Annotated in this window: 16 protein-coding genes; 8 read left to right on the top strand and 8 right to left on the bottom strand. The window is 62.2% G+C overall.

Annotated features, from left to right (window positions below; translation table 11 throughout):
- Positions 1–128 precede the first annotated feature (128 nt).
- Positions 129–668 (bottom strand): RNA 2',3'-cyclic phosphodiesterase, encoded by a 540-nt coding sequence (thpR, locus tag ELQ88_RS15380; RefSeq protein WP_138966089.1) that lies wholly within the window; start codon positions 666–668, stop codon positions 129–131.
- Positions 669–728: 60 nt separating this feature from the next.
- On the opposite strand from thpR, the gene ELQ88_RS15375 reads away from it, so the two are divergent.
- The gene (locus ELQ88_RS15375; RefSeq protein WP_128869647.1) at positions 729–923 is read left to right on the top strand and encodes a hypothetical protein; all 195 of its coding nucleotides are present in this window, start codon (positions 729–731) and stop codon (positions 921–923) included.
- Between the two features lie 15 nt (positions 924–938).
- Here ELQ88_RS15375 and ELQ88_RS15370 read toward each other — a convergent pair whose 3' ends face one another.
- Both ELQ88_RS15370 and ELQ88_RS15365 read right to left on the bottom strand, forming a co-directional pair.
- A complete protein-coding gene (locus ELQ88_RS15370) occupies positions 939–1,292 on the bottom strand; it encodes a DUF1428 domain-containing protein (RefSeq protein WP_128869644.1) in 354 nt (117 codons plus the stop codon).
- A 16-nt stretch (positions 1,293–1,308) separates the two neighbouring features.
- Positions 1,309–2,376, bottom strand: a complete 1,068-nt coding sequence (locus tag ELQ88_RS15365) for a hypothetical protein (protein WP_138966087.1) — start codon at positions 2,374–2,376, stop codon at positions 1,309–1,311.
- A gap of 446 nt (positions 2,377–2,822) precedes the next feature.
- Between ELQ88_RS15365 and ELQ88_RS15360 the strand changes: the two genes are divergently transcribed.
- Positions 2,823–3,083, top strand: coding sequence for a hypothetical protein (locus ELQ88_RS15360; protein ID WP_138966085.1), 261 nt, complete (start codon positions 2,823–2,825; stop codon positions 3,081–3,083).
- Positions 3,084–3,146: 63 nt separating this feature from the next.
- Here the strand turns inward: ELQ88_RS15360 and ELQ88_RS15355 are convergent, their stop codons facing one another.
- Positions 3,147–4,037 (bottom strand): LysR family transcriptional regulator, encoded by an 891-nt coding sequence (locus ELQ88_RS15355; RefSeq protein WP_138966083.1) that lies wholly within the window; start codon positions 4,035–4,037, stop codon positions 3,147–3,149.
- A 136-nt stretch (positions 4,038–4,173) separates the two neighbouring features.
- Between ELQ88_RS15355 and ELQ88_RS15350 the strand changes: the two genes are divergently transcribed.
- Entirely contained in the window at positions 4,174–5,592 is a 1,419-nt protein-coding gene (locus tag ELQ88_RS15350) for an MFS transporter (RefSeq protein ID WP_138966081.1), read from the top strand.
- 12 nt (positions 5,593–5,604) lie between these two features.
- Here ELQ88_RS15350 and ELQ88_RS15345 read toward each other — a convergent pair whose 3' ends face one another.
- Positions 5,605–5,922 carry a carboxymuconolactone decarboxylase family protein gene (locus ELQ88_RS15345; protein ID WP_138966079.1) on the bottom strand — a complete coding sequence of 106 codons (318 nt, stop codon included), beginning with the start codon at positions 5,920–5,922 and terminating at the stop codon, positions 5,605–5,607.
- Between the two features lie 197 nt (positions 5,923–6,119).
- Between ELQ88_RS15345 and ELQ88_RS15340 the strand changes: the two genes are divergently transcribed.
- The 4 genes from ELQ88_RS15340 to ELQ88_RS15325 are packed head-to-tail and all read left to right on the top strand — an operon-like array spanning position 6,120 to position 11,675.
- Positions 6,120–7,493 carry a glutamine synthetase family protein gene (locus ELQ88_RS15340; RefSeq protein ID WP_138966077.1) on the top strand — a complete coding sequence of 458 codons (1,374 nt, stop codon included), beginning with the start codon at positions 6,120–6,122 and terminating at the stop codon, positions 7,491–7,493.
- Positions 7,494–7,514: 21 nt separating this feature from the next.
- A complete protein-coding gene (locus ELQ88_RS15335) occupies positions 7,515–8,906 on the top strand; it encodes an aldehyde dehydrogenase family protein (protein ID WP_138966075.1) in 1,392 nt (463 codons plus the stop codon).
- A 31-nt stretch (positions 8,907–8,937) separates the two neighbouring features.
- Entirely contained in the window at positions 8,938–10,098 is a 1,161-nt protein-coding gene (locus ELQ88_RS15330; protein ID WP_138966073.1) for an iron-containing alcohol dehydrogenase, read from the top strand.
- Positions 10,099–10,109: 11 nt separating this feature from the next.
- A complete protein-coding gene (locus ELQ88_RS15325; protein ID WP_138966071.1) occupies positions 10,110–11,675 on the top strand; it encodes an amino acid permease in 1,566 nt (521 codons plus the stop codon).
- A 183-nt stretch (positions 11,676–11,858) separates the two neighbouring features.
- Here the strand turns inward: ELQ88_RS15325 and ELQ88_RS15320 are convergent, their stop codons facing one another.
- Positions 11,859–12,095, bottom strand: coding sequence for a hypothetical protein (locus ELQ88_RS15320; protein ID WP_128869851.1), 237 nt, complete (start codon positions 12,093–12,095; stop codon positions 11,859–11,861).
- A gap of 147 nt (positions 12,096–12,242) precedes the next feature.
- On the opposite strand from ELQ88_RS15320, the gene ELQ88_RS15315 reads away from it, so the two are divergent.
- Positions 12,243–14,006 carry an L-lactate permease gene (locus ELQ88_RS15315; protein ID WP_138966069.1) on the top strand — a complete coding sequence of 588 codons (1,764 nt, stop codon included), beginning with the start codon at positions 12,243–12,245 and terminating at the stop codon, positions 14,004–14,006.
- Between the two features lie 121 nt (positions 14,007–14,127).
- On the opposite strand, the gene ELQ88_RS15305 is transcribed toward ELQ88_RS15315, so the two are convergent.
- Both ELQ88_RS15305 and ELQ88_RS15300 read right to left on the bottom strand, forming a co-directional pair.
- Positions 14,128–15,414, bottom strand: coding sequence for an OprD family porin (locus ELQ88_RS15305; RefSeq protein WP_138966067.1), 1,287 nt, complete (start codon positions 15,412–15,414; stop codon positions 14,128–14,130).
- A 55-nt stretch (positions 15,415–15,469) separates the two neighbouring features.
- The gene (locus ELQ88_RS15300; protein ID WP_138966065.1) at positions 15,470–16,783 is read right to left on the bottom strand and encodes an MFS transporter; all 1,314 of its coding nucleotides are present in this window, start codon (positions 16,781–16,783) and stop codon (positions 15,470–15,472) included.
- Positions 16,784–16,882: the final 99 nt, after the last annotated feature.

The raw sequence follows: 16,882 nt of genomic DNA, 5'->3' as shown, positions 1-16,882 counted from the left end.
GCGGCGCTCTCTCTTTTTCCGTTCACGCAGCGCCTTACCACCGCTGCCCTCCTCTCTGACGAACGGCCTCGCCTGGCTTCCTCGGTTCAGGTGAAGTTTGGCGCCCTCGGGCGCCTTTTTTGTGTGTGCTACGACGCACCCAACGGCCATTGCGCCAACGCCCGATAGCGGCCTTTATGGGATTCGAACAAGGTGAAGTGTTCGGCGCGCAAAAAGAACTCGGGTGGCGTCACAGACTCTGGCACCGGCATTCGATAGTCGCGCATCAACGTCAGGTGCGGGCGGAACTCCTTCGGTGTCTCTTCAAACCCGAACGGCAACATCGCCTGTTCCAGCGCATACACCAGACGCAACAACTGCGGCGGTGCCTGATCGGGTGCCAGCACCAGCACCCCTGCCCGGCGCCAGACCTCCAGACGATCCAGCACCACCCGCATTGACACCCCCGGTTTACGGACCTTCGCGGCAACCGTACAGATTTCTGCAATCCGGGCTACGCCGACCGCGCCCAAAAACAACAGGGTCAGGTGAAAGTTTTCCGCCGGCACCGGGCGTCCGCTCCTGAGCTGCAGGTCAGCGCGCCATTGGGCAATCGCCTTGCGTTGGGCAGGCGCGCAGTCCAGGGCAAAAAACAGTCGTTTCAACGGCACGTGGGATTCGTCGCTCATGCGTGGCACCTCCTGACATCCAAGTTATAGTTCATGCAAACGATTCAACTGGAGGGGGCCATGCGAGAAATCATCAGCAAGGAGCCATGGTGGGCCGTGCCACCGAAACCCGGGCAGGATGAGACCGAGCTGGAATGGGGTTGGCTGGTTCATTACAACGAAGGTGAGCCGCGCTTCGAGTTCGTCAGGGAGCGGCCGTCGGACAGCGAGATTCGTCAACGCAAGAGTTGCAGGATCACCCCGACGCCGGAGTGATCCTGCCCGAGGCTTTCAAGCCTTCACGAGCATGTCGAAACCGCCGAAGATCATGCGCTGGCCATCGAACGGCATCGGATTGACGTCGGGCTGCAGCCGCGGATCGGCCATGAGTTTTTCCATGCCCTTGTCCCGCGTGGCCTTGTCGGGCCAGACGATCCAGGAAAACACCACGGTTTCGTCGTCCTTGAGCTTCACCGCCATGGGAAATGACGTCACCTTGCCATCAGGTACATCGTCGCCCCAGCATTCGGCAAGGCTGAGCGCCCCGTTCTCGATGAAAATGGCGGCGGCGGACTCGGCGTGTTGCTTGAATTTTTCGCGGTTGGCGGTGGGTACGGCAATCACAAAGCCATCTACGTAGGACATGGTCATTCTCCTTGGGTCATGGGGCCATCTGCTGGCTAGTCGACTGGGTCGCGGTCCAATCGACCGATCCGCTGCCCGAACTGACCGACGGTACTTCGGCGCTGCTCGCCAGGTTGCCTTCAATCTGCGCCGCCATGTACAGCGTCCCCGCCATCACGCCGCTCGTCGGGTTTTGCACCAGCTTCACCCAGGCCTTGTCGAACGTATTGCCCAGGCTGCTGCGAATCAGCGCTTCGCTGTCCGGCCGGTCGTTGGCCTGAATGATCGCCCGTACGCCCGCCACCCCCACGGAAATCAACGCCCCGGCCAGTTTCCCCGCGGCTGCGGCCACGGCACTGGCGGCCCCGCGCGGAGCCATTTCGGCTTCGATCCTTTTGCTCGCACGCTTGGCTACCGGCGCCATGGCGGTGTCGGTGTTGTCCACGCCCTTGTCGCCGCCCGCCTTGTGAATCTTGTCGATCAGCGCCGCATACGCCGGCAAGGTATTCAGCGGCTGGGTATGCACCACCTGGTAAAGCGAGGCGTTCCGTGCCGGCGGCGGTCCCAGGGCGATGGCCGGGATCTTCTGGATCCGGCCATTGAGCTGGGCCATCGGTACGCCATGGCGCTGGGAGATGCGCTGCAGTTCTTCCTGAAGAATGTCGACGTAGAACGCCATGGCCAGGCTGAGAATCTGGTCGGGATCGATCTCCACCGCGACCGGCGCCAGCACCCGCTCCTGGTATTGCTCCAGCAGATAGGCGGCCAGGCGCTTGGCCGAGGCATCCTGTTCGCCCTTCGCGCTGAGGCTGTACCAGCTGACCTTCATCGATATCCATTCCTGGGTCCAGTAACTGCTGAACCAGGGGATGAAGTTTTCTTCGGTCAATTGATAGACCCGGGTTCGCCAGTAATCCATGGCACCGCGCGAGTAGATCTTGGCCTGCTCGGTGGCCGATTGCGACGCTGCAACGATCTCCCGGTCCACTTGCTGCCAGGTGCTCTGGGAAATCACCACCGGCGGGCCTGTCACCGGGGCACGCGCAGGCGCGACGCACCCCGCCAGCACCACCAGCACGGCGACGATCAGCGAACGCAGGTTCAAGATCGCGATGTCCTACAGACTTCCCCTGAACAGGATATCCGGGGGTTGGAAGCCTTCTGGTTTGAGTATAGGTGGCAGTGATTGGCCATTCGTCTGGATGTTGTGGCGGGGCCTCAGGGCCTCTTCGCGAGCAAGCCCGCTCCCACATTGGGACTGTGTCGTTCACGAAACAATGTCCCACCACAAATCCACTGTGGGAGCGGGCTTGCTCGCGAAGAGGCCCTCAAGAACACCACAAAATACCCGACCATCACTTACATCGATATCCACCATCGCCACGAATGCCTTCCGCTAAAAACCCGTCAGCGTAGGATCAATCTCAACCCATCACAAAACCCCGCACCGGAGGGGCACATCATGATCATCCATCTCCTGACCTGCCTGGCCCTGACCGTCGTCACCCTGAGCATTTTTGCCTGGTACATCCTGTCCGAGGAGCGCACGTCATGATCCACGCCATTACCCTGGCCGTGAGTTTTCCGGTGTTCGGCAACAACTACTACGCCCAGCAAGTCGTTTCGCGCAAAGAACGCTCGCTGGTGTTCGACCAGGACTTCGAGGCGTTGCTGATGCCGGCTGCCACCCACCACTTCAACAACGAAGTGGTCGGGCTCAACGATCAGTTCCGCTTCTTGAACGACGTGCTGGTCGAGCATCTGCTGGACGTCGGACTGGCGCAGCATTCGTCCCGTTCATTTACCTTCTGACACCGATTGGTTAACACTGATGCCCTGTGTACAGGGGTTTCAACTTGATCACGAGTTGTTGCCTTACTGTGCACACACCTCATGTACACAACTGCGCAACCACCGGTGGGCAGGATCCGCATCCAGCCGCGGGTGCCACAGCATGGCCACGGTGAACGTCGGCACGGCAAAGGGTAAAGCGAAGCTGTGCATCCCTTCGCGCAGGCTGGCAGTATGCCGTTCAGGCACACTGGCGATCAGGTCGGTAGCCCGGGCCAGGGCCAGGGCGGTCGAGAAACCGGCGACTATGGTCACGATCTGCCGCTCCAGTTCCCGCGACGCCAGGGCCTCATCGATCGGCCCCCTTTCGAGCCCCCGCCGGGACACGCTGATGTGGCTGCCCGCCGCAAACCGGGCGGGGGTGATCTCGCCCTGCGCCAGTGGATGCCCCCTGCGTATAACGCCAATCAAACGGTCGCGAAACAAGCCCTGTGTCCGCAACTCGGGGCTGGCCGACTTGCCCACTACGCCCGTCTCCAGATCGATCGTGCCGTCGCGCAATGCAGTGCTGTCCTTGTCGGGTTTGTGCATGAAGCGCAGCCGTACCCCGGGCGCTTGCCCGGCCATGCGCGCAATGAGCGCCGCGCCGAAATTCTCGACGAAGCCTTCACTGCTGCGCAGGGTGAAGGTGCGGCTGAGTTGCCTGAGGTCCGGCTGCTCGGCTGGCCGCAATACCGCTTCTGCGTCCTGCACCAGCTGACTGACCCGCTCACGCAGCTCCAGCGCCCGGGGTGTCGGCACCAGGCTCCGTCCGGCCCTGACCAGCAGCGGATCGCCGGTGGTTTCGCGCAAGCGTGCCAGCGCCCGACTCATCGCCGAAGGGCTCAGTCGCAAGCGCTTGGCGGCGCGCGCAACGCTGCCTTCGGCAAGCAGCACATCAAGGGTGACCAGCAGATTGAAATCGGGAGTGGACATCTATCGCCCCTCGGCATGGTGACATGGCGTTTGACGCACTTATCAACTGCAACTGTTGCGCCTTCCGCCATGTTAGGCCCGGACGTACCTTTGTGACAGCTCCACTTGGGGAGTGACTTCACAAAAGAGGGGCGAGATGAAGCCAACTATTGCAGCAGCGGACTCCGTACAACCCACTGCCTCAGTGCGCTGGGCATTGGCCAGCCTGGCGCTGTCGATGTTGCTGTCCGCGCTGGGCACCAGCATCGCCAACGTCGGCCTGCCGACCCTGGCCGCCGTATTCGACGCCCCGTTCCAGCAGGTGCAATGGATCGTCCTCGCTTATCTGCTGGCGATCACCAGCCTGATCGTCAGCGTCGGTCGGCTCGGCGACCTCATCGGTCGTCGACGCCTGCTGCTGGGCGGCATTGGCCTGTTCACCCTGGCCTCGGCCCTGTGCGCCCTGGCGCCGACGCTGTGGCTGCTGATAGGCGCCCGGGCGCTGCAGGGGCTCGGCGCAGCAATCATGATGGCGCTGACCATGGCTTTCGTCGGCGAGACGGTGGCCAAGGAAAAAACCGGCAGCGCCATGGGGTTGCTGGGGACGATGTCGGCGATTGGCACCGCGTTGGGGCCGTCCCTGGGCGGCATGCTGATCGCCGGTTTCGGCTGGCAGGCACTCTTCCTGAGCACCGTGCCGCTGGGTTTGCTGACGGGGTGGCTCGCGCATCGCCACCTGCCGGCCGATCGCCCCAAAGCCAGGTCCGAGGGTGCCCGCTTCGACTCGCTGGGCACCCTGCTGTTGGCGCTGACGCTGGGGGCGTACGCCCTGGCCATGACGCTCGGACGCGGCAGCTTCGGTCACCTCAACCTGGCGTTGCTGGTGGCGGCAGGTGTTGGCTGCGCCCTCTTCGTCTTCACCCAGTCCCGAGTCAGCTCCCCCTTGATCAGGTTGTCGCTGTTGCGTGATCCGCAACTCGGCGCCAGCCTCGCCATGAGCACACTGGTGGCGACAGTGATCATGGCGACGCTGGTGGTCGGGCCCTTCTATCTCTCGCAGGCACTCGGACTGGATGCCGTCAGGGTCGGGCTGGTGCTGTCGGTCGGGCCATTTGTGGTGGCGCTGACGGGCGTGCCCGCAGGTCGCATCGCCGACTATTTTGGCGCGCAACGCATGACCCTCGCCGGGCTGCTCGCCATGGCGGCCGGCTGTCTCGCGCTATCGGTATTGCCACCTACGCTCGGCATCGGCGGCTACCTCGTGCCCATGGTGGTCGTCACCCTCGGCTATGCGCTGTTCCAGACGGCCAATAACACCGCGGTCATGGCCGATGTGGCGCCGGACCAGCGGGGCGTCATCTCCGGCCTGCTCAACCTGTCGCGCAATCTGGGGCTCATCACCGGGGCCAGCGCCTTGGGTGCAGTGTTTGCGCTGGCCTCGGCGACGGCCGAGATCAGCAATGCGCACCCCGATGCAGTGGCCAGCGGCCTGCGGATCACCTTTGCCGTTGCATTGGGGCTGATCGTTACGGCATTGGCCGTCGCCCTAAGCAGCCGCGCGGATCAAACAAGGTAGATGGCGGCCCGTTCATTGCTCGAGCACATCCTCCACCCAGCTGATGGCCGCGACGACGGTAGGGAAACCGATCGTGCTCGTCAGCGCGATCAGAGCGTGACGGATCTGCTCTGGCGTAGCGCCTGCTTCCAGGGCCCGCCTGGCATGGCTATGCACCGCGCCCTCGGAGCGAATGGCTGCCGCGGCGCCGAGCTGGATCAGCTGGACCATGGCATCGTCCAGAGGCCCGGCATGCCGCACCGCCGTACCCAGCGCCTGCACGGCGACCAGGTAATCCGGGTACTGCTTTTTGAGTTGGCGGTACGGGTTGTGCTCTTTTTTCTTGCCCATCTGTGTCTCCTCGCGAGCCGGTGCCCGGCCCGCCTTGTTCGGCGTCGATTGGCGAAACTTGCGCATTCCAACAGTAAGCTAAGCTAAGAACAGCTCATTGCCCACGATGCTCGCGTCTGCAGGTTTTGGTTTTTTCTGGAGAGCGTCTGCAACAGCTATTTCAGAAAGGTCCAACCCCTTCACGCAGGACTGACGTGATGACCGAGCCCCTCCTCAGTTTCGACCAACTCAAGCGTGCCGCGGCTGCCGGCGAAATCGATACCGTGCTGGTGTGCATGGTCGATATGCAGGGGCGGCTGGTCGGCAAGCGCTTCCAGGTCGAGTTTTTCATCGACAGCGGCCATGAAGAAACCCACTGCTGCAATTACCTGCTGGCCGATGACATCGACATGGAACCGGTGCCGGGTTATGCCGCCGCCAGCTGGAGCAAAGGCTATGGCGACTTTGTGCTCAAGCCGGACATGGCCACCTTGCGCCGGGTGCCCTGGCTGGAGTGCACGGCGCTGGTGCTGTGCGACGTGCTCGATCATCACCATCGGCAAGACTTGCCGCACAGCCCGCGGGCCATCCTGAAAAAGCAGATCGAGCGCCTGCGCCAGCGCGGTTATACCGGCATGTTCGCCTCGGAACTGGAGTTCTATCTGTTCGACGAGAGCTACGAAGCCATTCACCACCGCAACTACCACCAGCCCAAGACGGCCGGCCATTACATCGAGGATTACAACATCCTGCAGACCACCCGCGAGGAACCGGTGCTGCGGGCGATTCGCAAACATCTGCAGGCCTCGGGCATTCCCGTGGAAAACTCCAAGGGTGAATGGGGCCCAGGCCAGGAAGAGATCAACATCCGTTATGCCGATGCGCTGACCATGGCCGACCACCACGTCATCATCAAGCACGCCTGCAAGGAGATCGCGCAGCTGCAGGGCAAGGCGATCACCTTCATGGCCAAGTGGCGTTATGACGCGGCCGGCTCCAGCAGTCACATCCACAATTCGCTGTGGGACAAGAATGGCAAGAAGTCGCTGTTCTTCGACGCCAAGGCGCAGTTCGGCATGTCGAAGCTGATGCGCGCCTGGGTGGCCGGGCAGCTCAAGTATGCCAACGACATCACCTGTTTCCTCGCGCCCTACATCAACTCCTACAAGCGGTTCCAGGCCGGCACGTTTGCCCCGACGCGAGCGGTCTGGAGCCGGGACAATCGCACCGCGGGCTTTCGCTTGTGCGCCGAGGACAGCAAAGCCATCCGCATCGAATGTCGCATCGGCGGCGCCGACCTCAACCCGTACCTGGCGTTCGCCGCGTTGATTGCCGCCGGGCTGGCCGGGATCGACGAGAAGCTTGAGCTCGCGCCGCCGTTTGAAGGCGATGCCTACGTCGACGAGCACCTGCCGGAAGTGTCCAAGACCCTGCGCGCGGCCTGTGCCGCGCTGCAGACGTCGAGCATGTTGCGCGAGGCATTCGGCGATGAAGTGATCGACCACTACGTGCACACCGCCGAATGGGAGCAGAAGGAGTACGACCGGCGGATTACCGACTGGGAACTGCAGCGCGGTTTCGAGCGCTACTGAGCCGCCTTTATCGAGAAGATCATGACTTCAACGATTCAGCTCATCTCGCCGGTCGATGGCCGGGTCTATGCCGAACGCCGCTGCGCCGATGCCGGGCAGATCGACCAGGCGTTGGTGGCTGCCGAAGCGGCCCAGGGGTTATGGAAACACCGCCCACTGAGCGAACGCGCCGCCTTCTGCAGCGCCGCAGTGGACGCAATGTTGGCCATGAAGGCTGAAATCGTGCCGGAACTGGCCTGGCAGATGGGCCGCCCGGTGCGCTTCGGTGCAGGCGAATTGCGCGGCTTCGAAGAACGTGCCCGGCATATGATCGCCATTGCGCCTGAAGCGTTGGCAGCGCTGGAGCCCACGCCCATCGCGGGCTTTCGCCGATTTATCAAACGCGAGCCGCTGGGTACGGTATTGGTCGTCGCCCCTTGGAATTACCCCTATCTGACGGCAGTGAATACGATCATTCCAGCGCTGATGGCCGGCAACAGCGTCATCCTCAAACATGCTTCACAAACGCTGCTGGTCGGCGAACGGTTTGCCGAGGCGTTCCGCCGCGCCCATCTGCCCGATGGGCTGTTCCAGAACCTGCTGCTCAGTCATGTTTATACCGGGGCGATCATTGCCTCCGGACGTGTGCAGCAGGTGAACTTCACAGGTTCAGTGGAAGGTGGCAAGAGCATGGAACACGCTGCCATCGGAGAGTTCGTCGGGGTGGGCCTGGAGCTTGGCGGCAAAGACCCGGCCTATGTCCGGGCCGACGCCAACCTCGAGCATGCGGTGGAAAACCTGGTGGACGGCAGCTTCTTCAACTCCGGACAGAGCTGCTGCGCGATCGAGCGCATCTATGTCGATGAACAACTCTACCCGGCCTTTGTCGAGCGATTCGTTACCTTGACTCGCCAGTATGTGCTGGGCAATCCGCTGGACGAAGCCACCACGCTCGGCCCGATGGTGTCACGTGGCGCCGCTGATTTCGTCCGCGATCAGATCGCCGAAGCCCTGACACAGGGCGCCCGGGCGCTGATCGACCCAAGGGCCTTTCCCGCCGACGCGCCGGACAGCGCTTACCTCGCACCTCAGGTATTGGTCGATGTCAGCCATCAGATGTCGGTGATGCGCGAGGAAAGCTTCGGGCCGGTGGTCGGCATCATGCCGGTGGCCAGCGACGATGAAGCCATCGCCTTGATGAACGACAGTGAGTTCGGGCTCAGCGCGTCCATCTGGACCCAACACCTCGCCGCCGCCGAACACCTGGGCAACCAGATCGACACCGGCACGGTGTTCATGAACCGCTGCGATTACCTCGACCCGGCCCTGGCCTGGACCGGGGTCAAGAACAGCGGACGCGGGGTCACGCTGTCGCGCCTGGGCTACGAACATCTGACCCGCGCGAAATCCTTCCATTTGCGCCATGAGATTTGAACCATGAGTCTTGAACCTTGAGAGGCGAGCCATGAGCCTGACCGCGAACTGGAACTACCCCACCAGCATCCGCTTCGGTGCCGGGCGCATTGCCGAACTGGCCGAGACTTGCCGCAGCCAGGGAATCGAGCGACCGCTGCTGGTCACCGACAGCGGCCTGGCCCGCGCCCCGATCACCGCCGCCGCGCTGGACGCCCTGCGCGCCGCCGGTCTTGGCGTGGCATTGTTTTGCGACCTCAAGCCCAATCCGGTCGAAGCCAACCTGGCGGGCGGGCTCGATGCCTGGCGCGCCGGCAAGCACGATGGCGTAGTCGCCTTCGGCGGTGGCAGCGGCCTGGACATGGGCAAGCTCATCGCCTTCATGAGCGGCCAGACGCGACCGGTCTGGGATTTCGAAGACATCGGCGACTACTGGACCCGGGCCGACGAAAGCCGCATCGCCCCGGTGATCGCGGTGCCGACGACAGCGGGCACCGGCTCGGAAGTGGGCCGTGCGGCGGTGATCATCGACGAGCGCAGCCACACCAAACGCATCATCTTTCACCCGAAAATGATGCCGCGAGTGGTCATCAGCGACCCGGCCCTGAGCGTCGGCATGCCGGCCAAAGTCACCGCTGGCACCGGCATGGACGCGTTTTCGCACTGCCTGGAGGCCTACTGCGCCCCCGGTTTTCATCCCATGGCCGAAGGCATCGCCGTGGAAGGCATGCGCCTGATCGCCAATGCCCTGGTGCGGGCCGTGCACATGCCCTCCGACCTCGAGGCGCGCGGGCAGATGCTCGCCGCTGCGGCGATGGGCGCCACCGCCTTCCAGAAAGGCCTGGGCGGCATGCACGCCCTCGCCCATCCGGTGGGCGCGCTGTACGACACCCATCACGGCATGACCAACGCCACCTTGATGCCCTATGTCCTGAAATTCAATCGCCCGGCCATCGAAGAACGCATCACGCGCCTGGCGGCCTGGCTGCGCCTGCCTTCGCCGGGCTTCGACAGCTTCCTGGCCTTCGTCCTCAAACTGCGCAAGGACATCGGCGTGCCGCACACGCTGTTCGAGCTGGGCGTGGACGATCGCCAGGCCGACCTGATCGCGGACATGGCGGTTGTCGACCCCTCGGCCAGCGGCAACCCGCTGCCGTTGACCCGGGCCGGTGCGGCCGAGATTTTTAACGCAGCTTTTCACGGCCGTCTGTAGGAGCACACCCAATGAACCCAGCAAGCCAGCCCGGCACCGGCGCGCCGCAAGACGATGACGTCAAGGTGCTGCACAGCATGGGCTATGCCCAGCAGCTGTCGCGACGAATGGGCGTTTTCTCCAACTTTGCCATTTCCTTTTCGATCATCTGCATCCTCTCGGGCGGCATCAACTCACTGGCCCAGGGCACCTCGGGCGCGGGCGGCGCGTCGATCGGCATCGGCTGGCCGATCGGCTGCCTGATTTCCGGGGTCTTTGCCATGGCCATGGCGCAGATTTCCTCGGCCTATCCGACCGCGGGCGGTCTGTATCACTGGGGTTCGATTCTGGGTAACCGCTTCACCGGCTGGCTGACGGCCTGGTTCAACCTGCTGGGGCTGGTCACGGTGCTCGGGGCGATCAACGTCGGGACTTACTACTTCTTTTTCGGGGCTTTCGGTCCGGCCCTGGGCATGGAAGACACGACGACGACCCGGATGATCTTCCTGGCGATCCTCACCGGCATCCAGGCCTTGTGCAACCATTTCGGCATTGGCCTGACCGCCAAGCTCACCGACTTCTCGGGCTATCTGATCTTCGCGACGGCGATCGCACTGACCATCGTGTGCCTGATCGCGGCCCCCAGCTATGAATTCGTCCGGCTGGTGACCTTTGGCAATTATTCCGGCGAGGCTGGCGGCAGCGTCTGGCCACCAGTCTCGAACGGCTGGATTTTCATGCTCGGCCTGCTCTTGCCGATCTACACCATCACCGGCTATGACGCCTCCGCGCATACCTCCGAGGAAACCCGCAACGCGGCGATGTCGGTGCCGGTCGGCATGGTCATGTCGGTGGTCTGGTCGCTGCTGTTTGGCTGGCTCATGCTCAGCTCGTTCGTGCTGATGCTGCCGAGCATGGACGAAGCGGCGACGAAGGGGTGGAATGTGTTCTTCTGGGCGATGGACACTCAAGTCAACCCGGCCGTCAAGACGGCGCTGTACCTGGCGATTTTCATCTCGCAGTTTCTGTGCGGGCTGGCGACCGTGACCTCGGTTTCACGAATGATTTTCGCCTTCTCCCGCGACGGTGGCCTGCCCTTCTCGCAAGCGCTGGCCACGGTCTCGCCGACTTACCGCAGCCCGGTGCCGGCGATCTGGACCGGAGCGACGCTGGCGGTATTGTTCGTCTGGGGCTCGTCGGTGATCTCGATCGGTGCAACGCCGGTCTATACCATTGTGGTGTCCTGCACGGTGATCTTCCTGTTCTTCTCCTTCGTCATTCCGATCATCCTCGGCCTGTTCACCTATGGCACGTCGAAGTGGCCGACCATGGGGCCATGGAACATGGGGCGTTTCTGGTACTCCTTCTTCGCCATCCTCTCGATCCTCTCGATGGTGATCATTTTCATCATCGGCATCCAGCCACCGAACGATTGGGCGCTGTACATCACCATCGGGTTCCTGGTCATGACGGCCATTATCTGGTTCGGTTTCGAAGCGCGACGCTTCCAGGGGCCGCCGGTGGGCGACATGATCGTCAAGCGCCAGGCGCAAATCGCCGCGGCGGAAGCGGCGTTGAACAAACAGGCCGGGCGCTGATGCAGCAGCCCCTGTAGGAGCGAGCTTGCTCGCGATGGTCTCAAGGGCGACGCGCTGATTCAGAAAGAACGCGTTTTCGTTAACGTCCATCGCGAGCAAGCTCGCTCCTACAGGGAGCCTGGCGTTAGATGCCAGTTGATCCAAAGAGCACGGCGTTAGATGCCAGTGAAGTCAAAGCGCACGTCACAGGGTTCTCTGGCTGTTCCCGATGCCCTTGGCGATATCGATGCCCCAGTCCATCGCGGCTTCCATATCCAGCATGTGCGGTTTCGGATCATGATTTTCGTCGATGACCGTCCCGTCAGGTCGGTAAACACCGATAAACATCCCAAGGGATCCGTCCTTCAGAATCTCGGTCCTAACCTCGATCTTGCATCCGTTGGAAAGCGTTTCCTTGTGCTGTATATGGCGTTCAGTCATTGCTGCATCCTCCTGTCGACGTGCGGTTGCGCATTCACCTATTGGCCATGTTAGCTCAGGCCAGGACAGCGGAGTAATGCCACCTATACTACAAGCCACCGCCCCTTCGGGGTCTGCATTCCCAACAATAAAAAGCAGAGGTGGAACATGGTCTGGCAGCAAATCTACGATCCGTTCGGTAACCCGGTGTTTTCAACCATCATGGCGGCAGTACCGGTGGTAGTGATGCTGGCAGCCTTGGCGTTTTTCCACATCAAGGCGCACCTGGCGGCACTCATGGCGCTGGGTTCGGCGTTGATCATTGCAATCTTCGCCTTCGGCATGCCGGCGAACATGGCCGGTTCCGCCGCGCTGTACGGTGCCGCCAACGGTTTGCTGCCGATCGGCTGGATCGTGCTCAACATCATCTTCCTGCACCGGCTGACGACCGAGAACGGCTCGTTCAAGGTGCTGCAGGACTCACTGGCACGCATCACCGACGATCGACGGCTGCAGTTGCTGCTGATCGCCTTCTGCTTCGGCGCATTCTTCGAAGGGGCCGCGGGGTTCGGCACACCGGTGGCGGTCACCGGGGCCATCCTGATCGGGCTGGGGTTCTCGCCGCTGGCGGCGTCCGGCCTGGCGTTGATCGCCAACACCGCGCCGGTGGCGTTCGGCGCCCTGGGTACGCCGATCATCACCCTGGCCAAGGTGACCGGGCTGGATGAGATGGAGCTGTCGATGATGGTCGGCCGCCAGTTGCCGTTTTTCTCGGTGATCGTGCCGTTCTGGCTGATCTGGGCGTTTGCCGGCTGGCGCAAGATGCTGGAAATCTGGCCAGCGATCCTGGTCGCCGGCGTCAGCTTCGCGGTGCCGCAGTTCCTGGTCTCCAACTACCACGGGCCGATGCTGGTGGACGTGATCGCCGCGCTGATTTCCATGGCCTGCCTGACCGCCTTCATCAAGGTCTGGAAACCGGCCACCATTCATACTTCCGCAGCGCTGTCAGGCCGGGTGGACAATTCGAAGATTGCCGAGGAGCACGACGTTCAACCCACGGCGACCGCCAATTTCAACAGCGAAAACCGCTCGGCGGTGAGGCGTGCCTGGATGCCGTGGATCATCCTGACGGTGTTCGTGTTCGCCTGGGGCACCCAAAGCTTCAAGAACCTGTTCGATACCCGCGCGGCGATCGATCCGGTCACCAGTTCGGCCAAACTCGACCCGCAAGGCAAGCCGATGCGCGAAGCCAATCCGATCTTCGCCCCGACCCTGACCTTCGGCACCATTCACCAGCAGATCGAGAAGGTGCCTCCGGTGGTGCCTGCGCCTAAAACCGAAGAGGCGGTGTACAAGTTCAACTGGTTCACCGCCACCGGCAGCGGCATCCTGCTGTCGGCGATCCTCGGCGGGTTGCTGATGGGGTATTCGATCCCGCAACTGATCCACCAGTACCTGCGAACGATCTGGGTCGTGCGTTACTCGTTGATCACCATCGTCGCCATGCTCGCGCTCGGTTTCCTCACGCGCTATTCGGGGCTGGACGCCACCATGGGCCTGGCCTTCGCCGCGACGGGTATCTTCTACCCGATGTTCGGCACCCTGCTCGGCTGGCTCGGCGTGGCCCTGACCGGTTCGGACACGGCCTCCAACGTGCTGTTCGGCGGCTTGCAGCGGGTGACCGCCGAGCAACTGGGACTCAGCCCGGTGCTGATGGCGGCGGCCAACAGTTCCGGCGGGGTCATGGGCAAGATGGTCGACGCGCAGTCGATCGTGGTCGCCTCGACCGCTACGCGCTGGTACGGCCATGAGGGGGAAATCCTGCGTTACGTGTTCTTCCATTCGATCATCCTGGCCATCCTGGTCGGTGGCCTGGTGACGTTGCAGGCGTATGTAGAGCCGTTCAGCAGTATGGTCGTCGGCGGAAAGTGATCGACGCAAAACCCTGTAGGAGCTGGCTTGCCAGCGAAGGCGGCGTATCAGTCAACATCGATATTGACTGTACTGCCCTCATCGCGAGCAAGCGCGCTCCCACACTATGAGTCGATAAAGCCTAGAAGTTGATGGTGTACCCAACAATCACCCGATTCTCATCCGCCGCATCGGCAAAATTCGAGCGCATCGTCGCATTTCGCCAACGCAGCGAAACATTCCTCAAAGCCCCGGACTGGATGACGTAGCTCAAGTCCGTCGTCCGCTCCCACTCCTCCCCCTCCCCACCCGAAGCCCGTAAACCACCAGCCTTGACGCTGTTGATAGCCGTCGGATCCACCTGATCCCCTTTCACGTACCGCAGGTTGAAGGTCAGCCCGGGAATCCCGAGCGCCGCGAAATCGTAGTCATAGCGCATCATCCAGGCCCGTTCATTGGCCAGGGCGAAGGTACTGACCTGCTGCTCGCTGAACAGATAAGTGTCGGTACCGCCCACGTAGGCGTAAGCCGTGTCGCCGCGGACTTTCTGATAGCCGCCGCTGAAGGTATGGCCCTTGATCGCATAACCGAAGTGGGTGCTCAAGGTCCGGTTATCGACCTTGCCCAACAACTCGCGCCCGGTTTCGCGGGCGGAAAAATAGCGCCACTCGGTAAACGCATCCCCCGGCCCCAGGCCGATCCTGTACTTGAACCCCGCAAAGTCACGGCGAAACAGATCTTCGAGCTGGCTGCTGTGCACGCTCAGCGTCAGGTTTTTCAGTGGTTGATAGTCAGCGCCGGCGTAGTACAAACGGTCACCGGTCACACTGGTCGAATAAGCCCCCTGCTGCGCCATCGCCGTCAGGTCTTCGAAATCGGTGGAGTCACGTAGTTTGGTCGAGTCCACTTCCAGCGCGGTGAAGGTGAAGTTGTCCAGGTCCTTGCTCACCAACTGGGCACCGTTGAACCACTGCGGGAACAGCCGACTGTTGTTGGACGCCAGCAACGGCAGCTGCGGGCTGAGACCGCCCACGCGGACCTCGGTCTGCGATAGCCTTGCCTTGAACGTGCCAACGGCCTTGGAATAATCGTCGACCGCACGTTTGTCCGCCCCCCGAGGCAACAACCCGCTGCCGGAGCGATCCGGGCTGGAGTCGAGCTTGATCCCCAGCATGCCCACGGCATCCAGACCAAAACCCAGCGGGCCGGGGGTAAAGCCCGATTGCAACTTCAGCATGAAGCCCTGCGCCCACTCGCCGCGCCGGGACTGGGTGGCCGAGTCACCGTGAAAATCACGATCAAAGTAGAAGTTACGCAGCTCCAGACTGCCTTTGCCATCGTCGACAAAACCGGCCTGGACCGCCGATTGAAAGGCGCAGCAAAGCGTCGCGAGCATCAGCGATGCCCGCTGGGTGGTGAATGAAATCATGTTTGTGCCTGTTTTATTGTTGTTATCAGGAGCGAGGATCGATTCAACGACCGGATCAGGTCTTCGGATTCTTGACGAAGCACGCGACCACGATGCACGCGATCAGGATCATCGGCGCGATGGAGAGCATGCCCATGTAGCTGGTGCCGGAGACGTCGTTGATCTTGCCGACCATCACCGGCGCGACCATGCCACTGAGCTGGCCGATGGAGTTGATCGCCGCCGTGCCGCTGGCAATCGCCAACCCGGAGAAAGTCGATTGCGGAATGGTCCAGAAGATCGGAATTGCGATGAAGGTGCCCGCCGTGGCCATCACCAGCGCCGCCATCATCGCCCATGACGAATCGGAGAACAGGCAGGCCAGCAGGTAACCCACCGCCGCCAGCAACAGGCACATCACCAGGTACTTCTTGCGCTCGCCGGTGCGGTCCGAGAGACGGGTCAGCCAGATCATGCCGATGCACGCCACGATGTAGGGCAGCGATGACAGCATGCCGACCCAGAACACGCTTTGCACCCCGGACGATTTGATCAGGTGCGGCATCCAGAAATTGATGCCGTAGGAGGCCATTTTGATCACGAAGTAAATCAGCGCCATGATCGCCACTTCCCGGGTCAGCAACACCCGCCACAGTGAGGCATGCACCGGCTTGGCTCTGGCCCGGTCGTGTTCGAGGTTGGCCGCCAGCAGGTCTTTCTCGCCCCGGCTCAGCCACTTGGCCGACTCGATATCCCGGTCCAGCTTCCACAGCACCAGCAGGCCCAGCAACACACAGGGCAACCCGGACATCAGGAACAGCCAGTGCCAGCCCGCCAGGCCGAGCACGCCATCCATCGTCCCCAGCAGGATCCCGGCCGCCGGCCCGCCCAACGCACCGGCCAGCGGCACCGAGAGGAACCACAAACCGTTCATCTTCGCCAGGTGCTTTTTCGGGAACCAGCACGCCAGGTAGAACAGGATCGCCGGGCCGAAGCCGGCTTCCATCACGCCAATCAGAAAACGCAGGAAGTACAGGGTGTATTGGGTATAGGCGAACATCAGGGCCGCGGTGGCCAGCCCCCAGGAAATCATGATCCGGCAGATCCAGGCCGGCGCCCCGTAGCGCCTGAGGCCCAGGCTGCTCGGCACTTCGAAAAGCACATAACCGACGAAAAACATGCTCGCCGCCAGGCCATAGGCCGCGTCGGACAAGCCCAGTTCCTGTTGCATCTGGACTTTGGCGAAGCTGATATTGATCCGGTCGAAATAGGAAAACAGAAAGCAGATGATGGCCAGCGGCATGATGCGCCAGGCCACGCGCCGATACAGCAGCAACTCGTTGATTTCTTCGCTGCGCGCAAGCGGCATTGCGCCAGTCATGGCAACCATGGTGTTTCTCCGATCTTGTAATTATTGGAGAGAAGCAAAAATCCTTGAGGAAGTTGCTCGACGGGGTTTAGCTGATGCGAATCAATTTTTCCCTGTAAG

The sequence above is a fragment of the Pseudomonas sp. MPC6 genome (assembly GCF_006094435.1).
Classification (GTDB): domain Bacteria; phylum Pseudomonadota; class Gammaproteobacteria; order Pseudomonadales; family Pseudomonadaceae; genus Aquipseudomonas.
Note: the sequence above shows the minus strand (reverse complement) of the source record. Positions and strands in the feature narration are given on the sequence as shown.

Excerpts from the sequence above, each read along its gene's own strand:
- ELQ88_RS15340 (WP_138966077.1), top strand. The coding sequence starts at position 6,120 with ATGACCGAGCCCCTCCTCAGTTTCGACCAACTCAAGCGTGCCGCGGCT.
- ELQ88_RS15360 (WP_138966085.1), top strand. The coding sequence starts at position 2,823 with ATGATCCACGCCATTACCCTGGCCGTGAGTTTTCCGGTGTTCGGCAAC.
- ELQ88_RS15315 (WP_138966069.1), top strand. The coding sequence starts at position 12,243 with ATGGTCTGGCAGCAAATCTACGATCCGTTCGGTAACCCGGTGTTTTCA.
- ELQ88_RS15335 (WP_138966075.1), top strand. The coding sequence starts at position 7,515 with ATGACTTCAACGATTCAGCTCATCTCGCCGGTCGATGGCCGGGTCTAT.
- ELQ88_RS15300 (WP_138966065.1), bottom strand. The coding sequence starts at position 16,783 with ATGGTTGCCATGACTGGCGCAATGCCGCTTGCGCGCAGCGAAGAAATC.
- ELQ88_RS15375 (WP_128869647.1), top strand. The coding sequence starts at position 729 with ATGCGAGAAATCATCAGCAAGGAGCCATGGTGGGCCGTGCCACCGAAA.
- ELQ88_RS15320 (WP_128869851.1), bottom strand. The coding sequence starts at position 12,095 with ATGACTGAACGCCATATACAGCACAAGGAAACGCTTTCCAACGGATGC.
- ELQ88_RS15355 (WP_138966083.1), bottom strand. The coding sequence starts at position 4,037 with ATGTCCACTCCCGATTTCAATCTGCTGGTCACCCTTGATGTGCTGCTT.
- thpR (WP_138966089.1), bottom strand. The coding sequence starts at position 668 with ATGAGCGACGAATCCCACGTGCCGTTGAAACGACTGTTTTTTGCCCTG.
- ELQ88_RS15305 (WP_138966067.1), bottom strand. The coding sequence starts at position 15,414 with ATGATTTCATTCACCACCCAGCGGGCATCGCTGATGCTCGCGACGCTT.
- ELQ88_RS15350 (WP_138966081.1), top strand. The coding sequence starts at position 4,174 with ATGAAGCCAACTATTGCAGCAGCGGACTCCGTACAACCCACTGCCTCA.
- ELQ88_RS15370 (WP_128869644.1), bottom strand. The coding sequence starts at position 1,292 with ATGTCCTACGTAGATGGCTTTGTGATTGCCGTACCCACCGCCAACCGC.
- ELQ88_RS15345 (WP_138966079.1), bottom strand. The coding sequence starts at position 5,922 with ATGGGCAAGAAAAAAGAGCACAACCCGTACCGCCAACTCAAAAAGCAG.
- ELQ88_RS15325 (WP_138966071.1), top strand. The coding sequence starts at position 10,110 with ATGAACCCAGCAAGCCAGCCCGGCACCGGCGCGCCGCAAGACGATGAC.
- ELQ88_RS15330 (WP_138966073.1), top strand. The coding sequence starts at position 8,938 with ATGAGCCTGACCGCGAACTGGAACTACCCCACCAGCATCCGCTTCGGT.